The organism is uncultured Sanguibacteroides sp., from assembly GCF_900543425.1.
In the GTDB taxonomy this organism is placed as follows: Bacteria; Bacteroidota; Bacteroidia; order Bacteroidales; family Marinifilaceae; genus Gabonibacter.
Map to the genome: position 1 here is coordinate 1 of NZ_UQRQ01000026.1, position 23,472 is coordinate 23,472.

General features: G+C 42.8%; 13 protein-coding genes. 2 read left to right on the top strand and 11 right to left on the bottom strand.

What is annotated here, in order from left to right; genetic code table 11:
• A partial coding sequence (gene gdhA, locus QZR76_RS12020) for an NADP-specific glutamate dehydrogenase (protein ID WP_294143067.1) occupies window positions 1-1,097 on the top strand: 1,097 nt, incomplete at its 5' end.
• A gap of 209 nt (window positions 1,098-1,306) precedes the next feature.
• Here gdhA and QZR76_RS12025 read toward each other — a convergent pair.
• The 11 genes from QZR76_RS12025 to QZR76_RS12075 form a co-directional block, all read right to left on the bottom strand.
• Entirely contained in the window at window positions 1,307-4,603 is a 3,297-nt protein-coding gene (locus QZR76_RS12025) for a hypothetical protein (RefSeq protein WP_294143068.1), read from the bottom strand.
• 423 nt (window positions 4,604-5,026) lie between these two features.
• Window positions 5,027-8,338, bottom strand: coding sequence for a hypothetical protein (locus QZR76_RS12030; RefSeq protein ID WP_294143069.1), 3,312 nt, complete (start codon window positions 8,336-8,338; stop codon window positions 5,027-5,029).
• Between the two features lie 192 nt (window positions 8,339-8,530).
• Window positions 8,531-8,974 carry an immunoglobulin domain-containing protein gene (locus QZR76_RS12035; protein ID WP_294143070.1) on the bottom strand — a complete coding sequence of 148 codons (444 nt, stop codon included), beginning with the start codon at window positions 8,972-8,974 and terminating at the stop codon, window positions 8,531-8,533.
• Window positions 8,975-9,707: 733 nt separating this feature from the next.
• Entirely contained in the window at window positions 9,708-12,071 is a 2,364-nt protein-coding gene (locus tag QZR76_RS12040; protein ID WP_294143071.1) for a Gldg family protein, read from the bottom strand.
• A gap of 24 nt (window positions 12,072-12,095) precedes the next feature.
• Window positions 12,096-13,016, bottom strand: a complete 921-nt coding sequence (locus QZR76_RS12045) for an ABC transporter ATP-binding protein (RefSeq protein WP_294143072.1) — start codon at window positions 13,014-13,016, stop codon at window positions 12,096-12,098.
• A gap of 38 nt (window positions 13,017-13,054) precedes the next feature.
• Window positions 13,055-14,704 carry a PKD-like family lipoprotein gene (locus tag QZR76_RS12050; protein WP_294143073.1) on the bottom strand — a complete coding sequence of 550 codons (1,650 nt, stop codon included), beginning with the start codon at window positions 14,702-14,704 and terminating at the stop codon, window positions 13,055-13,057.
• 19 nt (window positions 14,705-14,723) lie between these two features.
• Entirely contained in the window at window positions 14,724-15,473 is a 750-nt protein-coding gene (locus QZR76_RS12055) for a DUF4843 domain-containing protein (RefSeq protein ID WP_294143074.1), read from the bottom strand.
• A 20-nt stretch (window positions 15,474-15,493) separates the two neighbouring features.
• Window positions 15,494-17,077 carry a RagB/SusD family nutrient uptake outer membrane protein gene (locus tag QZR76_RS12060; RefSeq protein WP_294143075.1) on the bottom strand — a complete coding sequence of 528 codons (1,584 nt, stop codon included), beginning with the start codon at window positions 17,075-17,077 and terminating at the stop codon, window positions 15,494-15,496.
• A gap of 12 nt (window positions 17,078-17,089) precedes the next feature.
• Window positions 17,090-20,482 carry a SusC/RagA family TonB-linked outer membrane protein gene (locus tag QZR76_RS12065; RefSeq protein WP_294143076.1) on the bottom strand — a complete coding sequence of 1,131 codons (3,393 nt, stop codon included), beginning with the start codon at window positions 20,480-20,482 and terminating at the stop codon, window positions 17,090-17,092.
• 86 nt (window positions 20,483-20,568) lie between these two features.
• Window positions 20,569-21,789: a FecR family protein gene (locus tag QZR76_RS12070; protein WP_294143077.1), complete on the bottom strand. Its 1,221-nt coding sequence runs from the start codon at window positions 21,787-21,789 to the stop codon at window positions 20,569-20,571.
• 225 nt (window positions 21,790-22,014) lie between these two features.
• On the bottom strand, window positions 22,015-22,551 hold the full coding sequence (locus QZR76_RS12075; RefSeq protein WP_294143078.1) for an RNA polymerase sigma-70 factor: 537 nt from the start codon (window positions 22,549-22,551) through the stop codon (window positions 22,015-22,017).
• A 126-nt stretch (window positions 22,552-22,677) separates the two neighbouring features.
• Between QZR76_RS12075 and QZR76_RS12080 the strand changes: the two genes are divergently transcribed.
• A complete protein-coding gene (locus QZR76_RS12080; protein WP_294143079.1) occupies window positions 22,678-23,457 on the top strand; it encodes a TatD family hydrolase in 780 nt (259 codons plus the stop codon).
• Window positions 23,458-23,472: the final 15 nt, after the last annotated feature.

Here is a 23,472-nt window from a genome sequence, read left to right on the forward strand (position 1 = left end):
TTCAATTCAATAGTGCTATCGGACCGTACAAAGGAGGTTTACGTTTCCACCCGTCAGTAACTCTTGGCGGTTTGAAATTCTTGGGATTCGAACAAACTTTCAAAAACTCTTTGACGACTCTTCCTATGGGTGGAGGTAAAGGAGGTTCTGACTTCAACCCGAAAGGAAAATCAGATAATGAAGTAATGCGTTTCTGCCAAAGCTTCATGACTGAACTTTGCAAACACATCGGAGCTGATACCGACGTACCTGCCGGTGATATCGGTGTAGGTGGTCGTGAAATCGGTTTCTTGTTCGGACAATACAAGAGAATTCGTAACGAATTTGTCGGTGTATTAACCGGAAAGAACCGTGAATTCGGTGGTTCAAGAGTACGTCCGGAAGCTACCGGTTACGGTACCGTATATTTTGCTCAACATATGTTGGCAGAAAAGGGTGAAAAAATTGCCGGTAAAGTAGTTGCTTTATCTGGTTTCGGTAACGTTGCTTGGGGTGCCGCTCAGAAATTAGTTCAATTAGGTGCTAAAGTTGTTACCATTTCTGGTCCTGACGGATATATCTATGACGAAAAAGGTCTTACTCAAGAAGGTGTAAACTATATGTTGGAACTTCGCGCAAGTAACAACGACGTTGTAGAACCGTATGCTAAGAAATTCGGTGCTAAATTCTTCGCGAAACGTAAACCGTGGGAAGTTAAATGCGATATCGCATTCCCGTGTGCAATCCAAAACGAGTTGAACGAAGAAGATGCAAAACAATTAGTTGCTAACGGATGTAAGATGATCGTTGAAACCTCTAACATGGGTTGTACCGCTGAGGCCGTTAAATACGCTAACGATCACATTACTTTCGCTCCGGGTAAAGCTGCTAACGCCGGTGGTGTTGCCGTTTCTGGTCTTGAAATGAGCCAAAACTCTATGAGATATAGCTGGACTGCTGAAGAAGTAGACGCTAAATTATCTCAGATCATGAAAGACATCCACGATACTTGCGTTAAATTCGGTAAAAACGGAGACAAGATCGACTACGTGAAAGGTGCCAACATCGGTGGCTTTATCAAAGTTGCTGAAGCTATGTGCGCTCAAGGACATGTATAATCAAAGTCTTTATATAAAAAAACCGCTTCCAAAAAGAAGCGGTTTTTTTGTCCCCCCAACCGACACCTTCTAAATTAATTTTTGATTTATGATTTACGATTTATGATTAAATGCTGATCTTACCCTCTTTAAATCGTAAATCTAAAATCCGAAATCGTAAATCATTCCAATCACCCAATCTCTAAATCACTCAATCATTATATCTTTAATCATTCTATTTTTATCCACTTTACCGCATCCGCCACAATAGCCACATCCTTCCTTCTCTGAACCTCCTTATCGGAAAGCACCACTTTCGCTTCCCCCGCCGGAAAATCGTACTCCCCAAGCAAGGCCCAGTCACGAGAGCTTATATGCTTGGGTATAGCGATATCTAAATTCACGGCTACGTCCTCTGTTTTATCCCCGTGGAAAACCGTGTAATGATAAACTACTCCTCCCGGTCTGCCAGGCCCGCGTACAAGAGATCGTCTATACACTTTCGCCACTACCCGGTAACGTCCCGCCTCCGGGAGATTTACCCGCCACGTGGCTGTCGATTTACCCTCTCCCCCGCCAATGCAGTAACATCCCCGGATCGAGTCTCCCTCCGCCTCCATCGTGATCACCTGTTCCCAACGAGAGGTCTCTCCATCCTGGAAATTCCGCACACGGGGTGCCTTCCGGAACCATTTTTGAAACCAGGTGAGGTTACCGTCCACCAGCTCGAAACCGGCATCTTGGTCATCTACCACGAACTCGTTCTTGTTCTCGCTCGCCAGAAATTCTTCTACCGGGATAGTGCGCCATTCCCCGCCAAGTTCCCAGGGTTCTCCATCCTCACGGTTCTTCCTCGCGGGAAAACGAAAAAAACTCGGGCGATTCGTCGATAACCAGGTATTCAAGTGAAAAGAGTCCCCCTTCACCACGAACGAGAAAGATTTCACCTCCCCGGGCTCTATATAACAGCTGACACGATCTATCTCGGCGACGCTACCGTACTCGATGGAGACCACGCCTCCCGTCTTACCGGCGTTCATGATCTTTCCCTCGAGTTTGGAAAGCCCGGTAACGGGATCGTAAAGCACCACCTCGTCCCTCGTTTTAAAATATTGCTCGTGCCTGGTCGCCATCCAATCCTCTACAAGACTATTCATGTCAAATCCCCAGCGAGTCCCCCACCTCTCCAGCAGCGAGTCATAATCTATCTCGCCACGAGCGTGTCGATACAAGCTATCTAAACAATACCGCAATTCCCTCTCGGGAACACGCAACGTCAACCTGATCAAAAGATCCTGTGTCTTCATGTGAAACACTTGGTTCCTGATACCCCTCTCCGAACCCGAGTCCGATAAAAGATCCAGCAAGGTTCGACCGGTGAAATAATCGTGAAACGATTTTTGACCGGCAAAAATCATCCCGGATATACTCTGGCTTTTATTCATAACACGTGTTTGTCTCTCTAACCTTCCAAACACTTTACCCATGAACGGGTATTTTAAAGAATAAACCCAAACATTCGATTCCGCACCAAGTGTTCTCACGGGACTATCCGCCACGTAAGTAACTTTTACTTTTTGCCGGCCGAGGTCCAACAAGGGATGACTCCCCCGCTGCCTGATTACGCCGTCAATCAACCGGCTATGCAGGTCATCACATGCTGATAAAAAGTCTTCCCCGGTCTTGACCTTACCGGCCTTCATCACCCCGGTCATGTCCAGGTCGAATCCCCGCTCGTGAAAAAAGACCATCCCAGGTTCTACCAGTCCACCCGAGGATTTCCCCTCGTGAGAGAATAAATGAAAAGAAACCGGCACTTCCGACAAGTAAAGATAAGGCCACCCCGGTTCATACCACGACATCGACAGGAAGTTCCTGTAATCGTACCAGTACATCGGGGGATTTTTACTCAACCTGGAGAAAGCCTCGCGACTCGCGCCCGAGAAAATCGATCTCAACCTGTCTCCCCACCCGGTCAAATTAACCTGGAAACCGAACGTTTTATCTACCGGCAAGTTATAGTCTTTAACGTTAGCACCGTATAACGAGATTCCGTTCAACGGGTTCCGGCTGGTAAAACGAATTTCATCTCCCGTCTTCCCCGGTACCCCCTGAGAGATTACCGTTTTCTGGAGGGGAGATTCCACGACTAAAGAAAAGCGAGTGAAATCACGACCCGTTGCCATCGGCATAAAAGGATTAACCGGGGGAATGGCCACCGGGTACCAACCGCTGGCCGGGGTTAACAGGAGCAAATTATGCTCGACGAAAGCACCGCGACGACCCGTCGGGAAAAAACGATCCCCGTGAAAAACGTCCTCGTGTTCCTCGCTCGAAAGGTGCAAGTCACAATAACGGTCATCGATCCTCCCCTCGTACGCCAGCCGCAAGGATAGAGTGTCCCCCGGTGCCAAAGATCGATCGATCAAAACAAATTGCCCGTCACGGTCGTGAGACAAGGCGTTCTCCCCGGATTTCACCGACAAGACACGCAAACCGGGGTTTAAAAACAAGACGATTCGATTCAAATCCCGTTTCCCGGGGTTATAAACCAGCAGGTCGCTCTCCGCCTTCAACCCCTTGCCCGTTTGACGCAATCGGATAGCGTGTCTCCTTACCCGGCAGGTTTCCTCGCGCCAGTTACGCTCGAAACTCGAACGGTAATCTTCACGAGTCGACCGGTCCCGGTAATGAGAGTATTCCAGCAAAACGCCACAACCGAGGCCCGCCAAAACGAGCAAGATCCCGCCCGAGGCATGACGCTTCCGGGTGCTCGACCGGTTGGGCAAGCGCCTCATGTATTTTACACCCCACGCCAAAAAGCCCAGGCCGACCAACGTGTAAATCGAACGATGCAACAAGTAACGGGAAAGATTCACGTGTCCCACCAGACCCGAGAATAAATTAGGAACGCCGCTACCCGTGTAATCGAGCGTCCCGTGCTGGAAGTAAGGCAACCAGAACAAGCAACCGATCAACCACGCCACGGCAAGACTGATCGACAAAAAACGGGAACCGGAAACACTACTGATCCACAAGGAGAGACCTGCCACTAACAGCCAAGACGGGATATTTAACGTCAACAGGTAAAACAGGTAATAACCCCACCCCACCGGGGCAAGACTGGTTAAATTGACAACAAGAACGGAAAGCAAAATCACCACGACATTAACCAGGCAGAAAAGAACGAGGTTACCAGTAATAATTCCCCAGTAGAAAGTCGTGTTACCTGCCGGGCGAGCCTGTAAACTCTCCAGGGCTCCCGGCCTACTTAACCGGCGGGGAATATCCGCCATCATTACCGCCAAAAACAACGATTGAATAACGCCATACAGGTAAGCGTTAACCAAAGGCATGGAGCAAGGCAAAGCCATCATCTTCCAGTTCACACCACCTTGTCCCTGCCAGTAAACGTGACACGACACGATCCCGATCAACGAGAACAAGACAAAAAAACGAAAGATCCAACTTCGACTCTGCTGTTTTATCTCGTACACCGCCACGTGAAAGGACAAACACGTGTTCATAAGCTTTCAATTTAGGTTTAGCCTCACTAATATAGATATTTAAATCTTTAAATCAAACTGTTACCCCGAAAATAGACATCGTACTTATCGAAAAACACAAAGCAGGACAGGAATACATTTTTCAATTTATGCAATCCCATCCTACTAATATAGTTACAATACGATATAATTCCGGTCAAATAAAAGCAACCAAATCCTTCGCCTAAAATCATCATATGGAATTTATATCGTCAAGCCTTAGCCACACCTATGCAAACACATTAAATTTCCAGACCAGACCTTTCTGAAACAGATTCGAAAAATTAAATACAAAACTTTTTCGTCCATACATAAAACATCATGATTCAAAATCGCAAATCATTTGCAATCGTTACTTTACCCCGTCCCTAAGTGCTACCTAAATGTTATTTAAATAATAACTTCTTATTTCAATTTTATAAACTTCACGGCATCCGCCACGATAGCCACCTCTTTCCGCCGACGTACCTCCTTATCCGAGAGAGTTACACTCACCTCGCCTGCCGGAAGATCGTATTCTCCAATAAGGGCCCAGCCCGAAGACCCGGATAGCTCTGCATCCAAACTGACCTCCGCTTTCTCCTCCCGCTCCCCGAAAGAGAGCGTGTAATAGTAGATAATTCCGGAATCGTCAAAAGAGATTCCGCCCGACGGTGAGTCCGAAAATTCGGGTGGTCGCGTGTAGACACGATATACTTTTCCCATGACCCGGTAGCGTCCCGCCTCCGGAATATCCGCCCGCCATGTCGCGGTAGACTTTCCGGAACCGCCGCCGATATAATGATACCCCCGGATAGCATCGCCGCAAGCATCGGCATCTATCACTCGCTGCCAGCGTCTGGCATCTCCTCCCGCTTGAGTGTAACCTACAAGTAAGGGAGTAGCCTTCCGTCCCTTCTGGAACCACGAGAGATTACCGTTCTTTACCTCGAATCCGGCATCCTGATCATCGACTATAAACTCGTTCGGATTTTCATTTTTCAGAAATTCGGATACCGGTACGGGACGCCACTCTTGTATCAACTCCCAGGTTTTTTCCAATACCTCAGCTTTTCTGTTTTCTAAAGTAAAAACCGCCGGACGATTAGCCGATAAGCCGGTATTGATACACATAACAGGTCCATCGGTCACAAAAACAAAAGCTTTTACCTCCCCCGGTTCCAAACAACAAACACTACGTTGCATTTTATTCAAAGGACCGTATTCTATAGAAACAATCCCCCTGTATTTCCCGGCATTCATAATCATTCCCTCGGTTTTGTAACGCCCGGAAGCAGGATCAAAATAACTCACGGCATCTCTCACTTTAAAATATTGTTCGTTCTTCGTGGTAATCCAATCCGTTATGATATCCTCCACGTTTACCCCCCAACGTACACTCCATGCCTGTAACAGGGAATCATAATCCACTTCCCCCATCCGGAAACGATACAAACTATCCAAACTTTGTCTCAGTTCCTGTCCCGGGATATCCAAGGTCAATCGAATCCATAAATCCTCCAATTTATCCAATAACTCGACTTTCTCGTTCTCCGATAATATATCCGTCAAAGAACGTCCGATAAAAAAACCGTTATCCTCCTTTTTCACACTCATCGGAGCAAACATTTTTGTTATTCCCCGTCCCGTACTGAAATTCTTTGAAAACAATTCCTCAAATATTTTCCCCATGAAAGGATATCTTAAAGCGTGCACCCAAACCCGTTGAACCTCATTCAAAGAAGAGCCGTTATTATCATTTTCCGAATAATCCCAGCCAAACATTGTCTCTTTCTTCTTAAGATCCATCAAGGGATGACTATCCTGTTGTTTCCGCTTAGAAAAGAATACTCCGTCATACAGGGCATAAACGACCTTCGAAAAAACCTCCTCGTTTTCAATTTTATCGATAGCCATGACTTGAACAATATTCATATCAAATCCCCGTTCCCGCAAAAATATCATCCCCGGTTCCACTAACCCGGCCTCCGGTTTTCCCGCATGAGAATCCGAACGGAACGACACCGGAACTTCCAACAAGTTCAGGTACGGAGTCTCCGGCTCATACCAACTCCCTGATCGATAACTTCCGAATGCGCTCAAAAGCGGAAATTCCTTCCAGGAGATAAAATCGACCTGACTTATTTGGGATAAACTCTTCACAAACCGTTTATCCCGAGTTTCGGTACTTAATCGCAAACCAAATGCTTCATCTAACGGGATGGTATAACATTGATAATTGGCCCCGCATAAAGAGATCCCGTTCAACATATTATGACACACGAACGTAATGGTTCCTTCCGCTTTAAACTTCTGACCCTGAGAAATAATCTCCTTTTGCAACGGGTGTTCCACCTCCAACCGGAAACGGGTAAAATCCCGACCCGTGGCCATGGGCATAAAAGGATTCACGGGAGGTATCGCCACCGGGTACCACGCCGAGGCAGGGGTCAATAAAAGCAACTCTTTTTCTACAAAAGCTCCACGACGACCCGTGGCAAAAAAACGATCGTTAGAAAAAGGATTCTCGTACACCGTATCCCTCAAGTGCAAATCACAAAAACGATCGTCGATTTTCCCCTCGTAAGCCACCTGCACGCGTAAAGAATCCCTCGCTCCCAAAGGACGATCGATCAGGATAAACTGGTGATCCCGCCGGTAAGCCAAATCGCTTCCTCCCGACCGTAAACCCGTTACCCGTAAACCGGGATTCAAAACCAAAACGACCCGATCCAGCACCTCCCGCCCCGGGTTATAAACCGTCAACTCGCTCTTCGCCTTCAATTTCCTACCCTCCTGTCTCAACGTGATCGCATTACTCCTCACCCGGCAAGTTCTCTCCTGCCAATTCCGCCGGAAACTATCCCGGTAGTCCGTCCGTACCTGCCGATCCCGGTAATAGGAATTTTCCAACGCCATGCCGCAGAGTAACCCGGCTATTACCAAAAAAACACCTAAACAACGATTTAGCCTTAAACCAACCGTACCATTCGACAAACGCTTCATCTTTCCAGCACTCCAGACTAACAACCCCGTCCCCGCCAAAAAATACGTCAACCGGTGCAACAAATAGCCGCACGGGTTCACGTGCCCCGTGATTCCCGAGAACAAATTCGGGATCCCGCCCGCCATATAATCCAGCGTACCGTGAACCTGATAAGGCAGCCAGAAGATCGATCCCACTAACCAACACACGGGTATCACCATCGCCAGTACACGGGAACGGAACAAATAACTCAACCACAACGTCAACCCGCCGACAAACACCCACGAGGGAATCGTCAACGTCAACAAGTAAAAAAGGTAGTATTTTAAACTCAACGGGGCTAAACTTGCTAAATTGACCGCCAAGACAGAAACCGTGATCACGACGATATCGACCAGCAGAAAAAGCATAAGATTTCCCAAGATCACACCCCAGTAATAAGTTGCGTTCCCCACCGGACGGGCGTAAAGACTTTCTATAGCCCCCGTCCGTGCCAATCGCCGGGGCACATCCGCCAGCATCACGATCAAAAAAACCGACTGTACCACCCCGAAAAGGTAAGCATTCACCAACGGCATGGAGCAAGGCAACGCCACCATCTTCCAGTTACCGCTATTCCCCCATCCTTGCCAATACGCATGACACCCCACCACCCCGATCAGGGCCAGCAACACGAAAAATAAAAACGTCCGGCTCCGGCTTTGCTGCTTCAGCTCGTATACCGCTACCAAAATCAAATCACGCCAATTCATACTATTTTATTTTTAAGTTAACACCACACATCTATTGTAAATTTTAAATTGTAGATTGACAATTATTCTGTGATTAAGAGATTCTGTGATTAAATGATTTAACTGCAACAGAATCTCTTAATCTATTATTTACATGCATTAATTGATAGCACTTTAACCCCGTCCCGAAGTGCTACCGAAATATTATCGGAATCAAAGATATAGCACGGTTAATTGATCACCAGCAGAAAAATAGTCTGTTGTCCCTTTTCTCACCATGAGATAGTAAACTCCTTCATCAGAAGCCTGAGCATTAGACAAGGTTACATAAATAATATTTTTATAATAATTATAAGATATATCAAATCTATAATCTGAAGGATTTGCTCTATGAATATTTCCATTACAATCTAAATAAATAATAAATTTAGGTTGCTCTCCAGGACGTTGAACAAATAACGCAGCATAACTCCAATTTTCTAAGTTTAATAGTTCATATGACCATTGAGCAGTATTCCCAGCTCTTACAACTATTTCTCCACGAGCATCACTTATAATTTGAGGAGTACCATTTTCATTACTTTGAGCCACTCCATCAAACTCTCCTCCCATCAGGAAGAATACCGAAACCATTAATAACATCACAATCTTTTTCATGATCTTAAAATTTAAATGTTTAGTAGAAATTTAATTTCGAAGATGAATTTTTCTCTATCATCTCCATGTTCATTCTATCGAGGACTATATTTCCCCGTCATTATCCTCCTTCGAATTATTTTCAGATCACATTGTACTCGGCCGATTCTTTAATAAAATACCTCCTTCTCTCTTTTTAATCACTAAATCTTTTAATCTCAGAATTATCTAATTCTCATCATTCATTGTAAATTACAAATTAATTTTTGATTTATGATTTACGATTTATAATTGAGTTTTGATCTCGTCCTCTTTAAATCGTAAATCTAAAATCCGAAATCGTAAATTCTCTCTTAATCTTTGAATCATTTTCATTGTCAATCTTTTTAGCCGGGAATCAAAAAGGGCGAAAGAACTTTCGCCTCTTTCGCCCTTCACACTACGATTCTTACTCTACACAATTTAATTCACCTTACTATTTTATTTTTAGATCATTTACTACGATATGTTCGTTATCGATAATCATCCAATAGCAATTGTCTTGTCCTGAAATAGCTTTATATTATCACTCAATATCATCATCTTTAAATTGTGAATCTAAAATCCGAAATCGTAAATCTTTTAATCTATGATCCGGTGTTTAGAGATCAGGAGACTCGTCAAATCTCCCAATCCCTTCATCACCTGACATTTAATCACTAATCTCGAAATCTATTCTCTAACATATAACACAATCTCTAATCATAAAAAGTCATCAACGACCTCTTCTCCTGATCCAGATAAACAGGTAGAGCAAGAGTAAGAGCCCTGGGAATACCCCAATTAGCATATATTGTAAAACTTCCGCTTCATTTGCCGATACAAAAAGTTTTCTATCTATTGAAGCCGGACGAGTAATATTAATCGGGGCTTCTCCATTTGACAACCAATCGAATCCGCCCTGAACAAGAACATAATTGGTAGCCCATATCATTGCCCGCTTATGATTAAACTCTCCGTCACTCAAACAATCGGCATCCCCCAATATGATAATTCTTTGTTCCCGCTCACCCATCTCACGGGACAAAGCCAATCCGACGGCATAAGATTTCTGCTCCTCTCCGGCTTTCGGATTACACTCAACCACCTGATCTACAATATCCGTAGACTCCACTTCATTCCAACACGTAGAATCGGACATAAACAAGGGAGTAACGTTAAAACCTTTATCCTCGGAATATTCCAAACCGCACGTACTAGGCATCGTGATCACAAAACCGGGATGCATTTGTTTAAACACGTAACTCAATTTTTTGGCACCCTCTGTCGGTCGGGTGATAATCAAGTCGAGCGGGTTTGCAGGGGCCACCATTCCGACCAAGAATCCTAAATTGCCGTTATCTTTACCCTCTTCTACCAATTTCTTGTCTTTTGAAGGTTGAATCAAAAAGCCATCCATAAACTTTACGCCGAATTGTTCCACCAACGGATTCATCACCTCCTGACGCTTCGGCTCTCCGATAATCATCAAATTTCCACCCCGGGCAATATATTTATCAAAATTTACTTTCTCGACCTCTGTCATGGGTTGTCTCATTTCGGCGATCACCATGATATTCACGTCTGCCGGTACCTCTTGATCCAAACGGATATCTTTATAATCAAACCCCTGATTAATCAACGCTGCACGGATAGAAGGCGTATGTGTGAACATACAATAATTCCGGTCTCCCGGTCGGTCGGTCTCCCGTTCTCCATGTCCGGTTAAAAAACCAATTACGGGCAATTTATCCATTACCAAGCGTTTGAGTGCAGCAGAAATTTCCGCTTCACTAGGATATTGATCATTATCATCAAACATCCGTAAAAATGTTCGTTCTCCGCTCTCCCGTTCCAACAAACGAGTTGTGCGGTTTCCCTCGGTAGTAACCAAATCAATTTGCGCACGAATCTGCTCCGGACTCAACACCTTTTTCGGGTTCATCTTTTTTCGTTCGATCTCTTTTTCCGCTTTCTCCTTGTATGTCATTCCCGGATATTGCCCTTCCAACCGATCATTTTTAATCGTATCGTAATAGTAAACATACTTCATCTTAATCTCCGGTTTAAAACGAATATACTGTTCAAATGCACCACGATCAGCTATATAATTCTCATTATCACCGATATAAGCAAATTTATCCAAAATATTCACGTAAGTCGTGAGGGTTAACCCTCCGGTAGCGCGTTTAATAATTTCTTGGCTATTTGGCGTCAACGTGTTTATCTTCATTTGAGTGGCGTCATAGTAGAACTTAAATACCGGACGCGAAGATACATAAGCCAATGCTATAGCTAAAATCCAAATTCCCATATACTTACCCAAAGAAATCATCCAGCTCACTTTTTGGCGCCTTGTTTGCATACGAATAATGGTCATAAAAAGGAAGAGAGCGACTACCACGAAAAAATAAAGTACATCCTCCGTGGAAACCAAACCTCCCACGAAAGCCCAAGCTCTACCGGAAAGCCCGAACCAATATGCAATTTCCCGAACCAAAGGAATACCTTGCCACATCCCTTTTACATAAGTCAAAGCTGCCAAAACAGCCAACGTACCCACGGCTGCCACGATCTGATAAGAAGTCAAACTGGACATAAACAATCCGATCGATACGTAAACACATAATAACAGATAGACTCCCAACAATCCCGAAAGAATAAGTGTGATGTCCACATTTTGAACCGTATAAGCAACATAAGCAGCATACACCACCAACACGCCGATCAACACCAACCCGTAAATCAACATGGCTAAATACTTACCCAAAATAATTTGCGTATTCGTGATCGGGGAAGAGTAGAGCAGTTTAATGGAGCCGCTACCCAACTCCCGACTCATCAACCCCATGGTCAACAGAGGAATATAAAGATACAGATAAGACTGTACACTAGCAAATAAACCATTATAAGAGGCAAATAAATAATAAGTCAAATTTCCATATTCTGCCCCTTGTTCCTGCGCTACTGCAAAATTATGAATCATTCCGGAAAACAGCATACCGGTCTGGAAAGTAAATATAATAAGAATTAACCAGGCTATCGGAGAATAAAATAGATCTCTCAGTTCTGTTTTTGCTAACTTAAATATTGTTCTCATCTTTAACGAAATAAATTTAATCAATTATTTTTTAGACAATTCGGCAAAAATCGTATCCAAAGAGCTCTTTTCTTGTTGAAGCTCCGATAACTGCCAGCCGCGTGTGAAACTCGCTTCCACGATATGATCCATCGCCTCCCGGGCATCCGAGAATTGTACGCGGAAACGGGGGCCTCCCAGCTCTTCCACCCGGACTACTCCCGGAAGTGCCTCGATCTCCTCTGTCGGAGGCATGGCCCCCAATGAAACCAGAATCGTACTCGGTTTAATATAATTATCAAATTCATCTACCGTTCCGGCGAAAACCATACTTCCCTGCTCGATCATCCGGATATAATCACAGGTGGCCTGAACCTCGGGCAAGATATGCGTGGAGAGAATCACCGTACGTTCTTCAGCAATCTCCTTGATCAAATGGCGGATCTCCACGATTTGGTTCGGGTCCAACCCGTTTGTCGGCTCATCCAATACCACGAACTCCGGGTTATGGATGATCGCCTGAGCAATCCCGACCCGTTGCTGGTACCCCCCGGAGAGATTCCGGATCACCCGCTTGGCAAAATGAGAGATGCCGCAACGTCCCATTGCCTCTTTTATCGCCTTGGGTACCTCCCGATCCCTGATATGCCGGATCTCTGCGCAAAACTCCAAATATTCCCATACTGTCAGATCCGGATGCAAAGGCGGCACCTGCGGCAAAAAACCGATATGGCGTTTTGCCTCCACCGGATTTTCCCGTATACTCACCCCCTTGATATATACATCCCCTTCCGTCTGCTTTAACACCCCGCACATGATATTCATGGTCGTGGATTTCCCGGCTCCATTGGAGCCGAGTAATCCGTAAATACCATTCTTCGTAATCTCGAAATCGATATCCCGTATCGCCCACTGCACACTATAACGATGGGATAAATGTTCTAACTTTAAAATTGGTTCTTCCATACAATGTGATTTATCATTTTACAAACTTTTCTTGAAATTTAGTATTCACTTCCACTTACTTTCGTTGTGATTTCTTTAGCTGAAACTACTTTACCACTCAATTGTTCCGCCTTCATCAATTTCGGATCATCCCTATCCACTACGTTATAGAAAGCCAATTTTCCATTTATTCCTCCAACTACAAGAACTTGATAATTGCCATCCCATCCCACAAAAGTTACCTTCTCTCCAAAATTCGGAACCAAAGTGAAGCTCTTGTATTCCCTGTCTTTATCTATATACTTAACCGCATTTCCATCCGTGTAAACAATTATCGGTAACTCGTATGACGAAGCAGATAAAACAAACGAATCATCCGGTAATTTCGTAGGACATTCAACCAATTTGGAAAGAGTCGCTCCCGGGAAGGGCCCCCATCCGGCAGTAGCCTGTACCACTTCTCCCGTCGTCGCATTCACACCGAACTCTCCATACCATGTTTTACCATTCAAATTATAGAGTAATGTAGATTTTAGTATTAAAGGAGATCCCATAAATCCTCCTTCAGTTCCGTTAGTCCCTATATCCAGCATTTTAGTACCTTGTGGCATATTCCATACTTCAGGACATCCGCTCACGAACGAAGAGTAAAGTACCGGAAGTAATTTGCTCGTTTGATAGCTCGGATCCCAAGGCATCGCTCCCTCCGGTTGTTTCGTTGTAAAAACGATCATTACCACCCGGCTATTCTTTTCATCATAACAAGGAAATGAACTTAGACCATAGACTTTTCGTCCGAATTTCATAATCTTATATCCTTTCTCATCCAAAAAATAAGGGGTACTGATAAAATCTCCTCCTAAATTATTCTTGGACATTTGTCTCCTGAATAATCGTCCGTCTTCTGTCGTAAGGAGTGTGGTTCTACCCACACTTGCCTCTCTCTCCCATGCATCCACACGAGCCAACGGTTTAAAATTCTCCGGAGTTCCGTCGCCAAACTGGTCTTTTAACTCCCCGACTTTCAAAAAATTTTCAGAACGAAATTCATAAGCTACTTTATCCGTGATGATGGTTCCCGAGCCTAACGGGCCGATATTCCTAGCTGTTCTGGTATAAGCCAGAAACAACGGTTTACCCGGAATATTTTCTCCGTTAGCCTTATCGTAAGAATCCTTAATTTCAAACGTTGTTTTGTTCGTTTGTTGATCCACCATACGGTCGATGTAGTAACATTTGGCATTCGCCCCGTCTTCCGCCAATACAAACCAATCACCTGATCCCCTCGATGCCGTAATAAAATAAGTTACCTTTGAGATGAAACGGGTATCCGTTTCCTTATCGATAATCGTAAACGTTCCATACAGGTATTCGTTTTCTGCCGGGAATTCTGTCAGATTGATCTTTTTGATCACCGAATCGGTTTTTATATCAAAATCAGCTTCTTCCCCTATGACAACCCCTTTTAGAACCCACTCATACCGGACCTCTTTTTCCCGTTGAGCCGAATCGGTTTCCCATTTAAAAGCTTTATGCCCGCGAAATTCCATAATTTCTCCTTCTTTGCCATAAACACTTATCGGTTGTGCTATAGGATCGGCATACCATTTCGGTTCTTTGATATTTTTATAGTCATAATTTCCTTCGTCTTCCAAACAACCGATTAAAAGGAAGAAAGACAAGTAAAACAATATATTTAGTTTTTTCATAACAGATCTTTTTTAATTATTAAATTTCCACCGTTATTTCTCCATATTGATCCGTTTGTCCGGGATTATCGGCCAACCATTTTTTAAATTTCAATACATATTCGAGGGCCAAATCCGGACGATTCTCTATCAACTCTTCGTTAAATTCCCCTTTGGGGTCAGCATGTTGTAAAAACAGTTTATATTTCTTTTGCGAATAACGTCCTAAAAGCGTTATTTCCACTTCCTGGGTCCACCATTCCGGTTGTGATTCGAGGGCAGTAGAAATAATCACGGCCCGACGACGTTCGTACTGTCCCAATTGAAGACCATCTATTGGTACTAATTCAACTACCAACCTTACACCCTCTTCCAAATCTTTCAATCGATCGCTATACAAAAGTTTTACATGTATCGTATCTTTAATTTCCAATTGTCCCGAAGAAATCGGTTTCGCATGAAAAGTATAATATTCATCCAATTTATACTCATCCGCCTTTGCCGTAGTACCCTCTTTTATCACTTTTAAGCCGAATTTCAGATCGGAAGTCAAAGGAGTCCCTGATAGATTAACCACCAACGAAGCCTCGATCATTTTCGTATCTTCCGGAAAAAAGAAAAACGACATTACGGTAGAATCTGCCTGTTCCGTTCCAGGCTTTATCGCATTCATATAGAATTTATCGAAATAGATTTGGGTTGTCCCATGAAATACCTCTATGTTTTCTTTATCACAGGAAATCAAAAACATAGGAATCCAAATCAATAGTAAAATATATTTTTTCATCATCGTATCCGATTTATTAATTATCATTTTATATCAGCAGGCACAGGTAATAAATATTCATCACGAGTCATCGGTCGTACTTGATCACCGATTTTCAAACCGGCATTCAAACGCTTATAGAGATAAAACATTTGCCCTTCCGATATCCATTCTCTCCGAGCATCATGTATCAAATCTGCCTGAAATTCTGCCCATGACAAACCGGATAACGAACTACCCCTAATACCACGAGCTTCACGGATAGCATTCAATATTTCGTAAGCTTTTCCAATATTTCCGTTACGAGCGTAGTATTCTGCCATAATATATTGCATTTCCGTAGCACGTATTACCGGAAAAATCGGCACACACCTCTCCTGCGTACGGACATCATTCTGATGAGGATACCATTTACCGGATACAGGATATAAATAGTTCCCCATATACATCAAGTATCTCCAACGATAATCCGTTTCGGATTCATCCACATCTCCCCGTTTAAAATAAGAATCCGATATTTGAAACCAATTGGGAATAACTGAAGCGGTCCAATAAGTTTTATAAATACCATCCCTCTCGTAGGCTAACTTATCATAAGCCGCAAATATCAGGTTAGATACCATTTTTAAATCACTCCTCTTTTCAAAACTTTCAGTCATATGCCCATCCACTGCCATTATCCCGGAAAAATCATCCTTAAACATGGATATTTCTCTTCCATCTAACAATTTCATTTTGAATCCTACCACCTCTTCGGCATAATCGAATGCATCTTTTTCCATCCCGGCATACTGACAAACCCGGGCCAAAAGAGCCGTTACGGCATAATAATTCAATCGATATCCCCTTCCTTTAAAGAAATCATCTACCAGTTCACTCTGAAAACCGTCAATATATTTGTCTATACTTGCGCCATTAACCTCAAAAAGATTCCAAAAACGTCCTGTTCCCACAATATTCACAGCTCGACCGACAACAGTCGTGTCAAATACAGCTGTTAGTTCCCGCGCTGTTTTCAGATCGGTAATTACTTTCTCCAGAACGGGTTTTACGCCTAATTTTCCGGTCTGGAGTGTCGGATAAGCATCTATATAAGGAATATAAGTACGTCCGTCATCATTTACAAGAGCCGGAGCAAACAAACGCAACAATTCAAAATGTATCAAAGCGCGACAAGCAAACGCTTCTCCCAATATCATTTTACGTTCCATTTCTCCTTCCGCAAATATATTATCAGAAGCATTCTGGATATTTTGAATCAAAGCATTGGCATTAGCAATAATATTATAAGCCTTTGCCCATATATCCTCTATAGAACCGGATAGATTCGAACTTTTATAGTCAAATTTCTGAGCATCCTTATATTTTTCATTCGCAAAGGCCCCGTTTGTCTCCAAATCGTACATCTGGGCCATACAATCGATCATTCCATAGGTTAAATCCATTCCATACAATTGTGTATTACCCATGGCCTTATATAATCCGTTCAACACGGAACGATAGCCATTACCGGAGGAAAACAAATCTCCTTCCGTGGCTTGGCCGTCCGGAGTAACGTCTAACCAATCCTTACAGGAGGAAAACATTACGACAAGGGCCAACACGAATATATTAACATACATTTTCATATTTACTTTTATTTAAAATCCTACATTTACCGTAAAACTGAAACTTCTTGCAAACGGATAATTAATAGCCCGTTCTTCCTTTACACTTCTCCATTTACACAGGTCGTTTGCACTAAAAAGAATACTTAAATTTCTCATTTTCCATTTCCGAATCAATTCGGAATTAAAATCATACCTGATAGAAAGACTCGTAAAATCCAAACGGTTATCATCCTGAACAAAACGACTGGTCGGGTTTTTAGTCGGATTTTTACTGATATCATAATAAGGAACCATATCTCCGGCTTGTTTCCAACGGGCAGACAATACCCGTTTATCCACGTTTTCAGTAGAGATTTGAGCATTTTCCACCTTATCTACTAAAGTCGAATTATAGGTTTGTCCCCCCCATCGATAATCGAAATACGCACTCATCGTGATCCCTTTCCAAGCAAGATTCACCCCAAAAGAACCTTGTGCATCTGGACTATTATCCCCCACGACGACCTGATCATTAGCATTCCAAGTATAAGTGGACATCCCGTTCTTTTTGATAAACCGTTCTTTTCCGTTAGCAGGATCTATCCCGTCCGAAGGCACTGCATAGATCGCACTCAAAGATTTCCCTTTATAATAGAAGGCTACAGGACGACTCAATACATCGCCATATTCTGTACGATCGTTCTCATACTCCGCCAAAATCTTCTGATTATAAGTATTCATCTCTTCTCCCAAGGCTGTAATCTTACTCTTGTTTGAAGCTAAATTGGCATTCAACGTCACCATCCAGTCGTTGTTTTGATACACAGTTGCATTCATGCTTAACTCAAAACCTTCGTTTAGAGTAGAACCGGAATTTACCTTATAAGAAGAGAATCCTGAATAAGTCGGAATATTCATATCATCTATTAAATCCCGTGTTTTATTATGATAATAAGATCCTTCCAAAAAGATTCGGTCATGCAGGAAGGTTACCGACAATCCGATATCAAATTTATCTGTTGTTTGCCAGGTTAACCTCGGGTTACCCAAAGCCATTAAGCTAGCGGCAGGACCCGTATAAAACCAAGTATCGGTAGCCGTCTGGAAAGTTGTAATCGCCGAATAGGGAGCAAAACCTACATTTCCGGTAGAACCGTAAGTTGCTCTCAATTTCAATCGACTGATTAACCAATGGTCTTTCAAAAAAGCGTAATTATGAAAATTAATACCGCCGCCGACAGACCAGAAAGGAGCAAACTGCTTGTCTTTTCCAAAATCGGAACTACCGTCTAATCGGACAGAACCGTCGAACAGATAAACATCGTTATAAGAATAGTTTACGGATGCCAAGAAACCAACTTTACGGCTGGTAGACTCCGTTTCCTGTATCGGTTTCGGCTGTTTAGCCGCAAATTGCGGTTTATTCATATTACCCAATTGGAAGCCATTTAAGGTAACAGACGTCGTTTCGGATTGATTTTCTGAAACCTCTACTCCGGCCGTTGCATTAATAAAATGTTTGTTTATCGCCCGATTATAATAAAACATACCTTTCAAGTTCCAATTCCAGTTTTTATTATCGCTTCTTCGCAATTCTCCTTTATCCTCAGCAGCCGCTATCGAGTAGAAAGGATCAGCAGGGTCCGTGAAATTCTCCGTTCTGAAAGTTACGCTCCGGATTCCAAATTGTCCTTTAAACTGTAAACCTTCTATCAATACGATATTCAACTGAAAATTATCCGTGATATCATTTTGGTTCATTTTATTAAAGAAGCTGTTCAGATTAGCCACCTTCCACAAAGGATTGATCGTTGTATTGACGCCCGTTTCAATTTCTTTGATCAATTTCCCATTTTCATCATAAATGGCAGAATAAGGCTGAGCTTTCGTATACTCCGTGTATTGTCCGTAAGGAGAGTCTTCGGAACGAGTTACCGAATAACTGACCGTATTCAACAATTGTAACCATTTACCGGCACGATAATCAAACGTCAATCCCGCCCCATAAATATGCCGGTAAGATCCCTTCATCACTCCGTTTTTACCCTCATTATAATTCAAATCGAGGCTATAACGAATATTCTCCACACCACCTGATAAATTCAAACTATGAGTATGACCAAAAACATTACGCAAAGGTTTTGACATCCAATCGGTATCTACACCCCTCTGTATCTCTTTCAATTTCTGGTAATACTTAGCCGTCAAATCTATTTGGGTATCCGGATTATCGGAAGTATACAAACCGGACAAACGTTCCACCTCCAATTTCTCAGCTGCATTACAAAGATTGTAATCGGATAGGTCGGGCATATCCACACTACCGGAAAAATTATAATAGATTTGCATCTCTCCCGGTTTCGGAGCTACGGTAGTTACCACGATCACTCCGTTAGCAGCTTGCGAACCGTACATGGCAGTAGCGGCAGCATCCTTCAATATGGTCATGCTCTCGATACGGTTGATATCCATATCGTAGATTTTTTGTACATCTACCTCAAAACCGTCTAAAATAAAAATCGGCAAGTTGGGATTATTCTTCAGATTCGTTCTTTGAGTCCTTCGTTCCTTCTCGATATCCAACCCTTTTTGTTGCCCTATGGAAGATTCGCCTCGAATATTAAATTCCGGCAAAGCATTCGGATCCGATCCCCATAACTTATTCTCTTTGATTCTAAAAGAGGGATCGAAAACCTGTAATGCCGCTATCACGTTCTTGTTATTGACCTTCATCAACTGATCTCTCGTTACAGTGGTTGCATTGCCGGTAAAGCTCTCTTTCCGGACGTTTAAATATCCGGTTACGACCACATCCTGAAGTTTGACCTTATCCTCCTTCAGTGTCACGTTGATGGTGTCTTTGCCGGCGTATTTGATCTCCTGGGTCTCCATTCCCATAAATGAAAAGACCAACACAATGTCTTTCCTTTCCGGCAATTTCAACGAATATTTTCCGTCGAAACCAGTAGCAGTTCCCAATCTCGTTCCTTTTACCAGAACGGTTACACCGGGTAAGGGAAGCTTTTTTTCATCGATCACCTTTCCAACAATGCGGATCTCCTTTACTTTGTCGTCGGGAGCGACTGGTTTCAGCACGATCACCGCATCCTGAATCACGTAAGTCAATCCCGTTCCCTTCAAACAAACTTTTAAGATTTCTTCGATTTTGGAAGCTTTAAGTTCGACATCGATCTTCCCCACCTTGTCCAGATCTTCTTGATTGTACATAAAAATAAAAGCCGTCTGACGCTCGATTGCCCAAATCACATCTTTCAAATAAGCGTCTTTCATTGAAAGTGTTACCTGCCGTTCATTCTGGGAATAGACCGCCCCATGTACATTTAACATCCCCAGAAGAACAAATAATAGAGTCCATTTTGACATAACCCATGCTTTTTTTAATCTTCCGGATGGATTCCGGAGAGACATCAGAATTTTTTTCATAAATTTGTTCTTTAAATTGCATTAATAGATTATTTCGCTCGAGCGAGATGGTTTAGGCAGGAGATGTTACCGGCATCTCCTGTTCTTTATCGATCCCGCTTTACTTTTAAAACTTTTCCTTCCTTTTGAATTTTTATTTTACCGTTTAACTCGAATATCCTTAATAGAGGCTCTATCATTTCATGGCGTCCCATGTTAAACCCAAAACGGAAATCCTTTACCTCTTCATCTTCATAGATAACTTTGACATCATACCACCGTTCTACAGCCCGCATAATATCTTCCAAACGAACATCCCGGAAACGGAATTTGCCGTCTTTCCACGCTGTAGAATAGCTGGCGTCCACCTGCTTTAATTCCGTTTGGCCCGTAGTTTTGTTTAAAACAAATTGATCATTGGGAATCAATCGTCTGACTCTGTCGATTTTATTGCCGGAAACCGCCACGGTACCCTGTACCAAGGTAGTGGTCACATTCGCTTCGTCCGTATAGGCCGAAACATTAAACTGGGTTCCCAAAACTGTCACATCATAAGAAGTTGTCTTTACGATAAACGGTTTCTCCGTATTTTTCGCCACAATAAAGTAAGCCTCTCCTTCCAGTTCCACCTCCCTTGTCTCCCCGGTAAACCGGATCGGATAGCGAATTTTAGTCATCGAATTCAAATAAATCAACGTACCGTCGCTCAGGCTCAATTGGTATTCTCCGCATTTCGGTACCGTGATCTCGTTGTAAGCCACCGTATCCGATATCTCCGCGAGGCAAGTATCGCTATAAGTAAGCTGCTGGCCGGTATTATAAATAAAAGCCTGCTCTTTTTCCGTCTTGATCGCTCCGCTCATGATCTCCAAATCGATCTTTTGGCCGTCGGCCAACGTCAATATGGCTTTAGGAGTTCCCGGAAGAATCGTGTTCATCGGTGCAACAGATACTTTTTTATCCGGCTCCCGGTTAATAAAAAAATAAAGAGCACCACTCAACGAGATCATAACCACGGCCGCATAAGGTAAAAAACGCGAAAGGAACTTTCGTTGTCTTCTCCGAAATTGTTTTTCCTGGTAATTCTCCCATCCCATTTTTTTATTGAAAGAGGTGAACTGAGCTCTTTTTAACTTACGATTCTCTTCATCTACAATACGTTCAAACAAATCATCATTCTTTTCCGAAGCTTTTCGCCAGGCCTCCAACTCACCCTTCTCCTCTTCCGTCAATTCGCCCGTCAAAAAAGCTGCAATCCATCGAGCTATCAAAAAAGGATCGTTTATTGAATCACTCTTTTCCGGTCTTTTTTGCTCGTTTTTTATCATATTAGAAATCTCCTTCTTTATTTATTATCAAATAATTAGTAAAAAATCACATTTGATCTATTTTTATACTATCAAACGATCCTTTTTAGCATCCATTCATCGTTCATTATTTATATAACACAAAAACCCGTTTTTATGGGGAACGAAAAACAGACTTTTTTACTTATTTTTTTGATACGAAGCGACAATATGCTTATAAACAAACAATTATATTCAAAGAAAAAATTAGGGTAAGAAAATAAACACGAGATAATAATAGTCTTTCAACGTCACTTTCAATTTTTTATAAGCAAGCTTCTTCAAGGTATGCACGGAACTTTCCGCTATTCCCATATGTTCTGCGATCTCTGCATTTTTCAATCCGTCTAAAGCTAATTGAATAACTTCCCGGGTCTGGAGCGGCAAAGCTTCTACCGCGTTATAAAAAATACGATAAGCCTCTTCTTCCACTAAATTATCGACATAGAAAATATCCGATTCAATAACCGAAATATCCTCTCTTTTTCCCTTCTTATCTCGAATTGTATTCAAACAATCATTACGGACAACGGTATAAAGAAAAGATTTGACCTTAAAAAGATTATCGAAATCATTACGACGATCCCAATATTTAACAAAAACCTCCTGCACGATATCGGCAGCCAATACATCATCCTTCAGGTAAGTTGTTGCAAACGCACACAAGGCTTGATAGAATTCATCAAACAGTTCTTTAAAAGCAAGTTCATTGCCTTGTTGTATCCTATCTATCACAATATTCATAATTATGCCGGAAGAATTGGGTCAAAATTAGCAAAAATCAAACGAAATCCAAATTTTCTTTAAATATTGAGATTCCCCCGATGATTCATTATCTTTGTTTCTGACTAAACAGCAAATAAATTCCATATGTTTATAGATACACATTCTCATATCTACGCCGAAGAATTCGAAGAAGACCGGGAGCAAGTCGTGGAAAGAGCGCTGGCCGCCGACGTGAAGTATATTATACTGCCGGACATCGACCGGACCACTCGTTCCTCCATGTTGACTCTCGCGGAACAACACCCACACGTAATGCTCCCCTTGCTCGGGGTGCATCCCACTTCCGTTCATGCTTCCTATAAAGAGGAGTACGCGGCCTTTGAGAAACTTCTCGGGAAGTACACGATTTACGGTATCGGGGAGTGTGGAATCGATCTCTACTGGGATAAAACTTACTATAAAGAGCAAATAGAGGTATTCGAAAGACAATTGAATGTCGCCCGAGAAACGAATCTGCCGATCATTATTCACTCTCGTGAATCTCTTGATGAAATCTTTGCCGTGCTAAAACGTCAACATTACAACATGAAAGGAATCCTTCATTGCTTTCCCGGCAACACGGAAGATGCCAAACGAGCCATCGATCTCGGATTCCTATTGGGCATCGGGGGTGTTGTTACCTATAAAAAATCGCTTATGGCCGAGGTGGTAAGGGAAGTAGGAGCAGATCACCTTGTCTTGGAAACGGATGCACCTTATCTTACTCCGGTTCCCTTCCGGGGAAAAAGAAATGAAAGTAGTTATATTCCGTATATAGCCGCTAAAATTGCTGAAATATTAGGGGTTGAAGTAAAAAAAATAGAGACAACTACGACAAACAATGCGACTAATTTATTTAATTTGCATAGTGAAAGGTGCGAATAAAGTTATTCCTGTTTA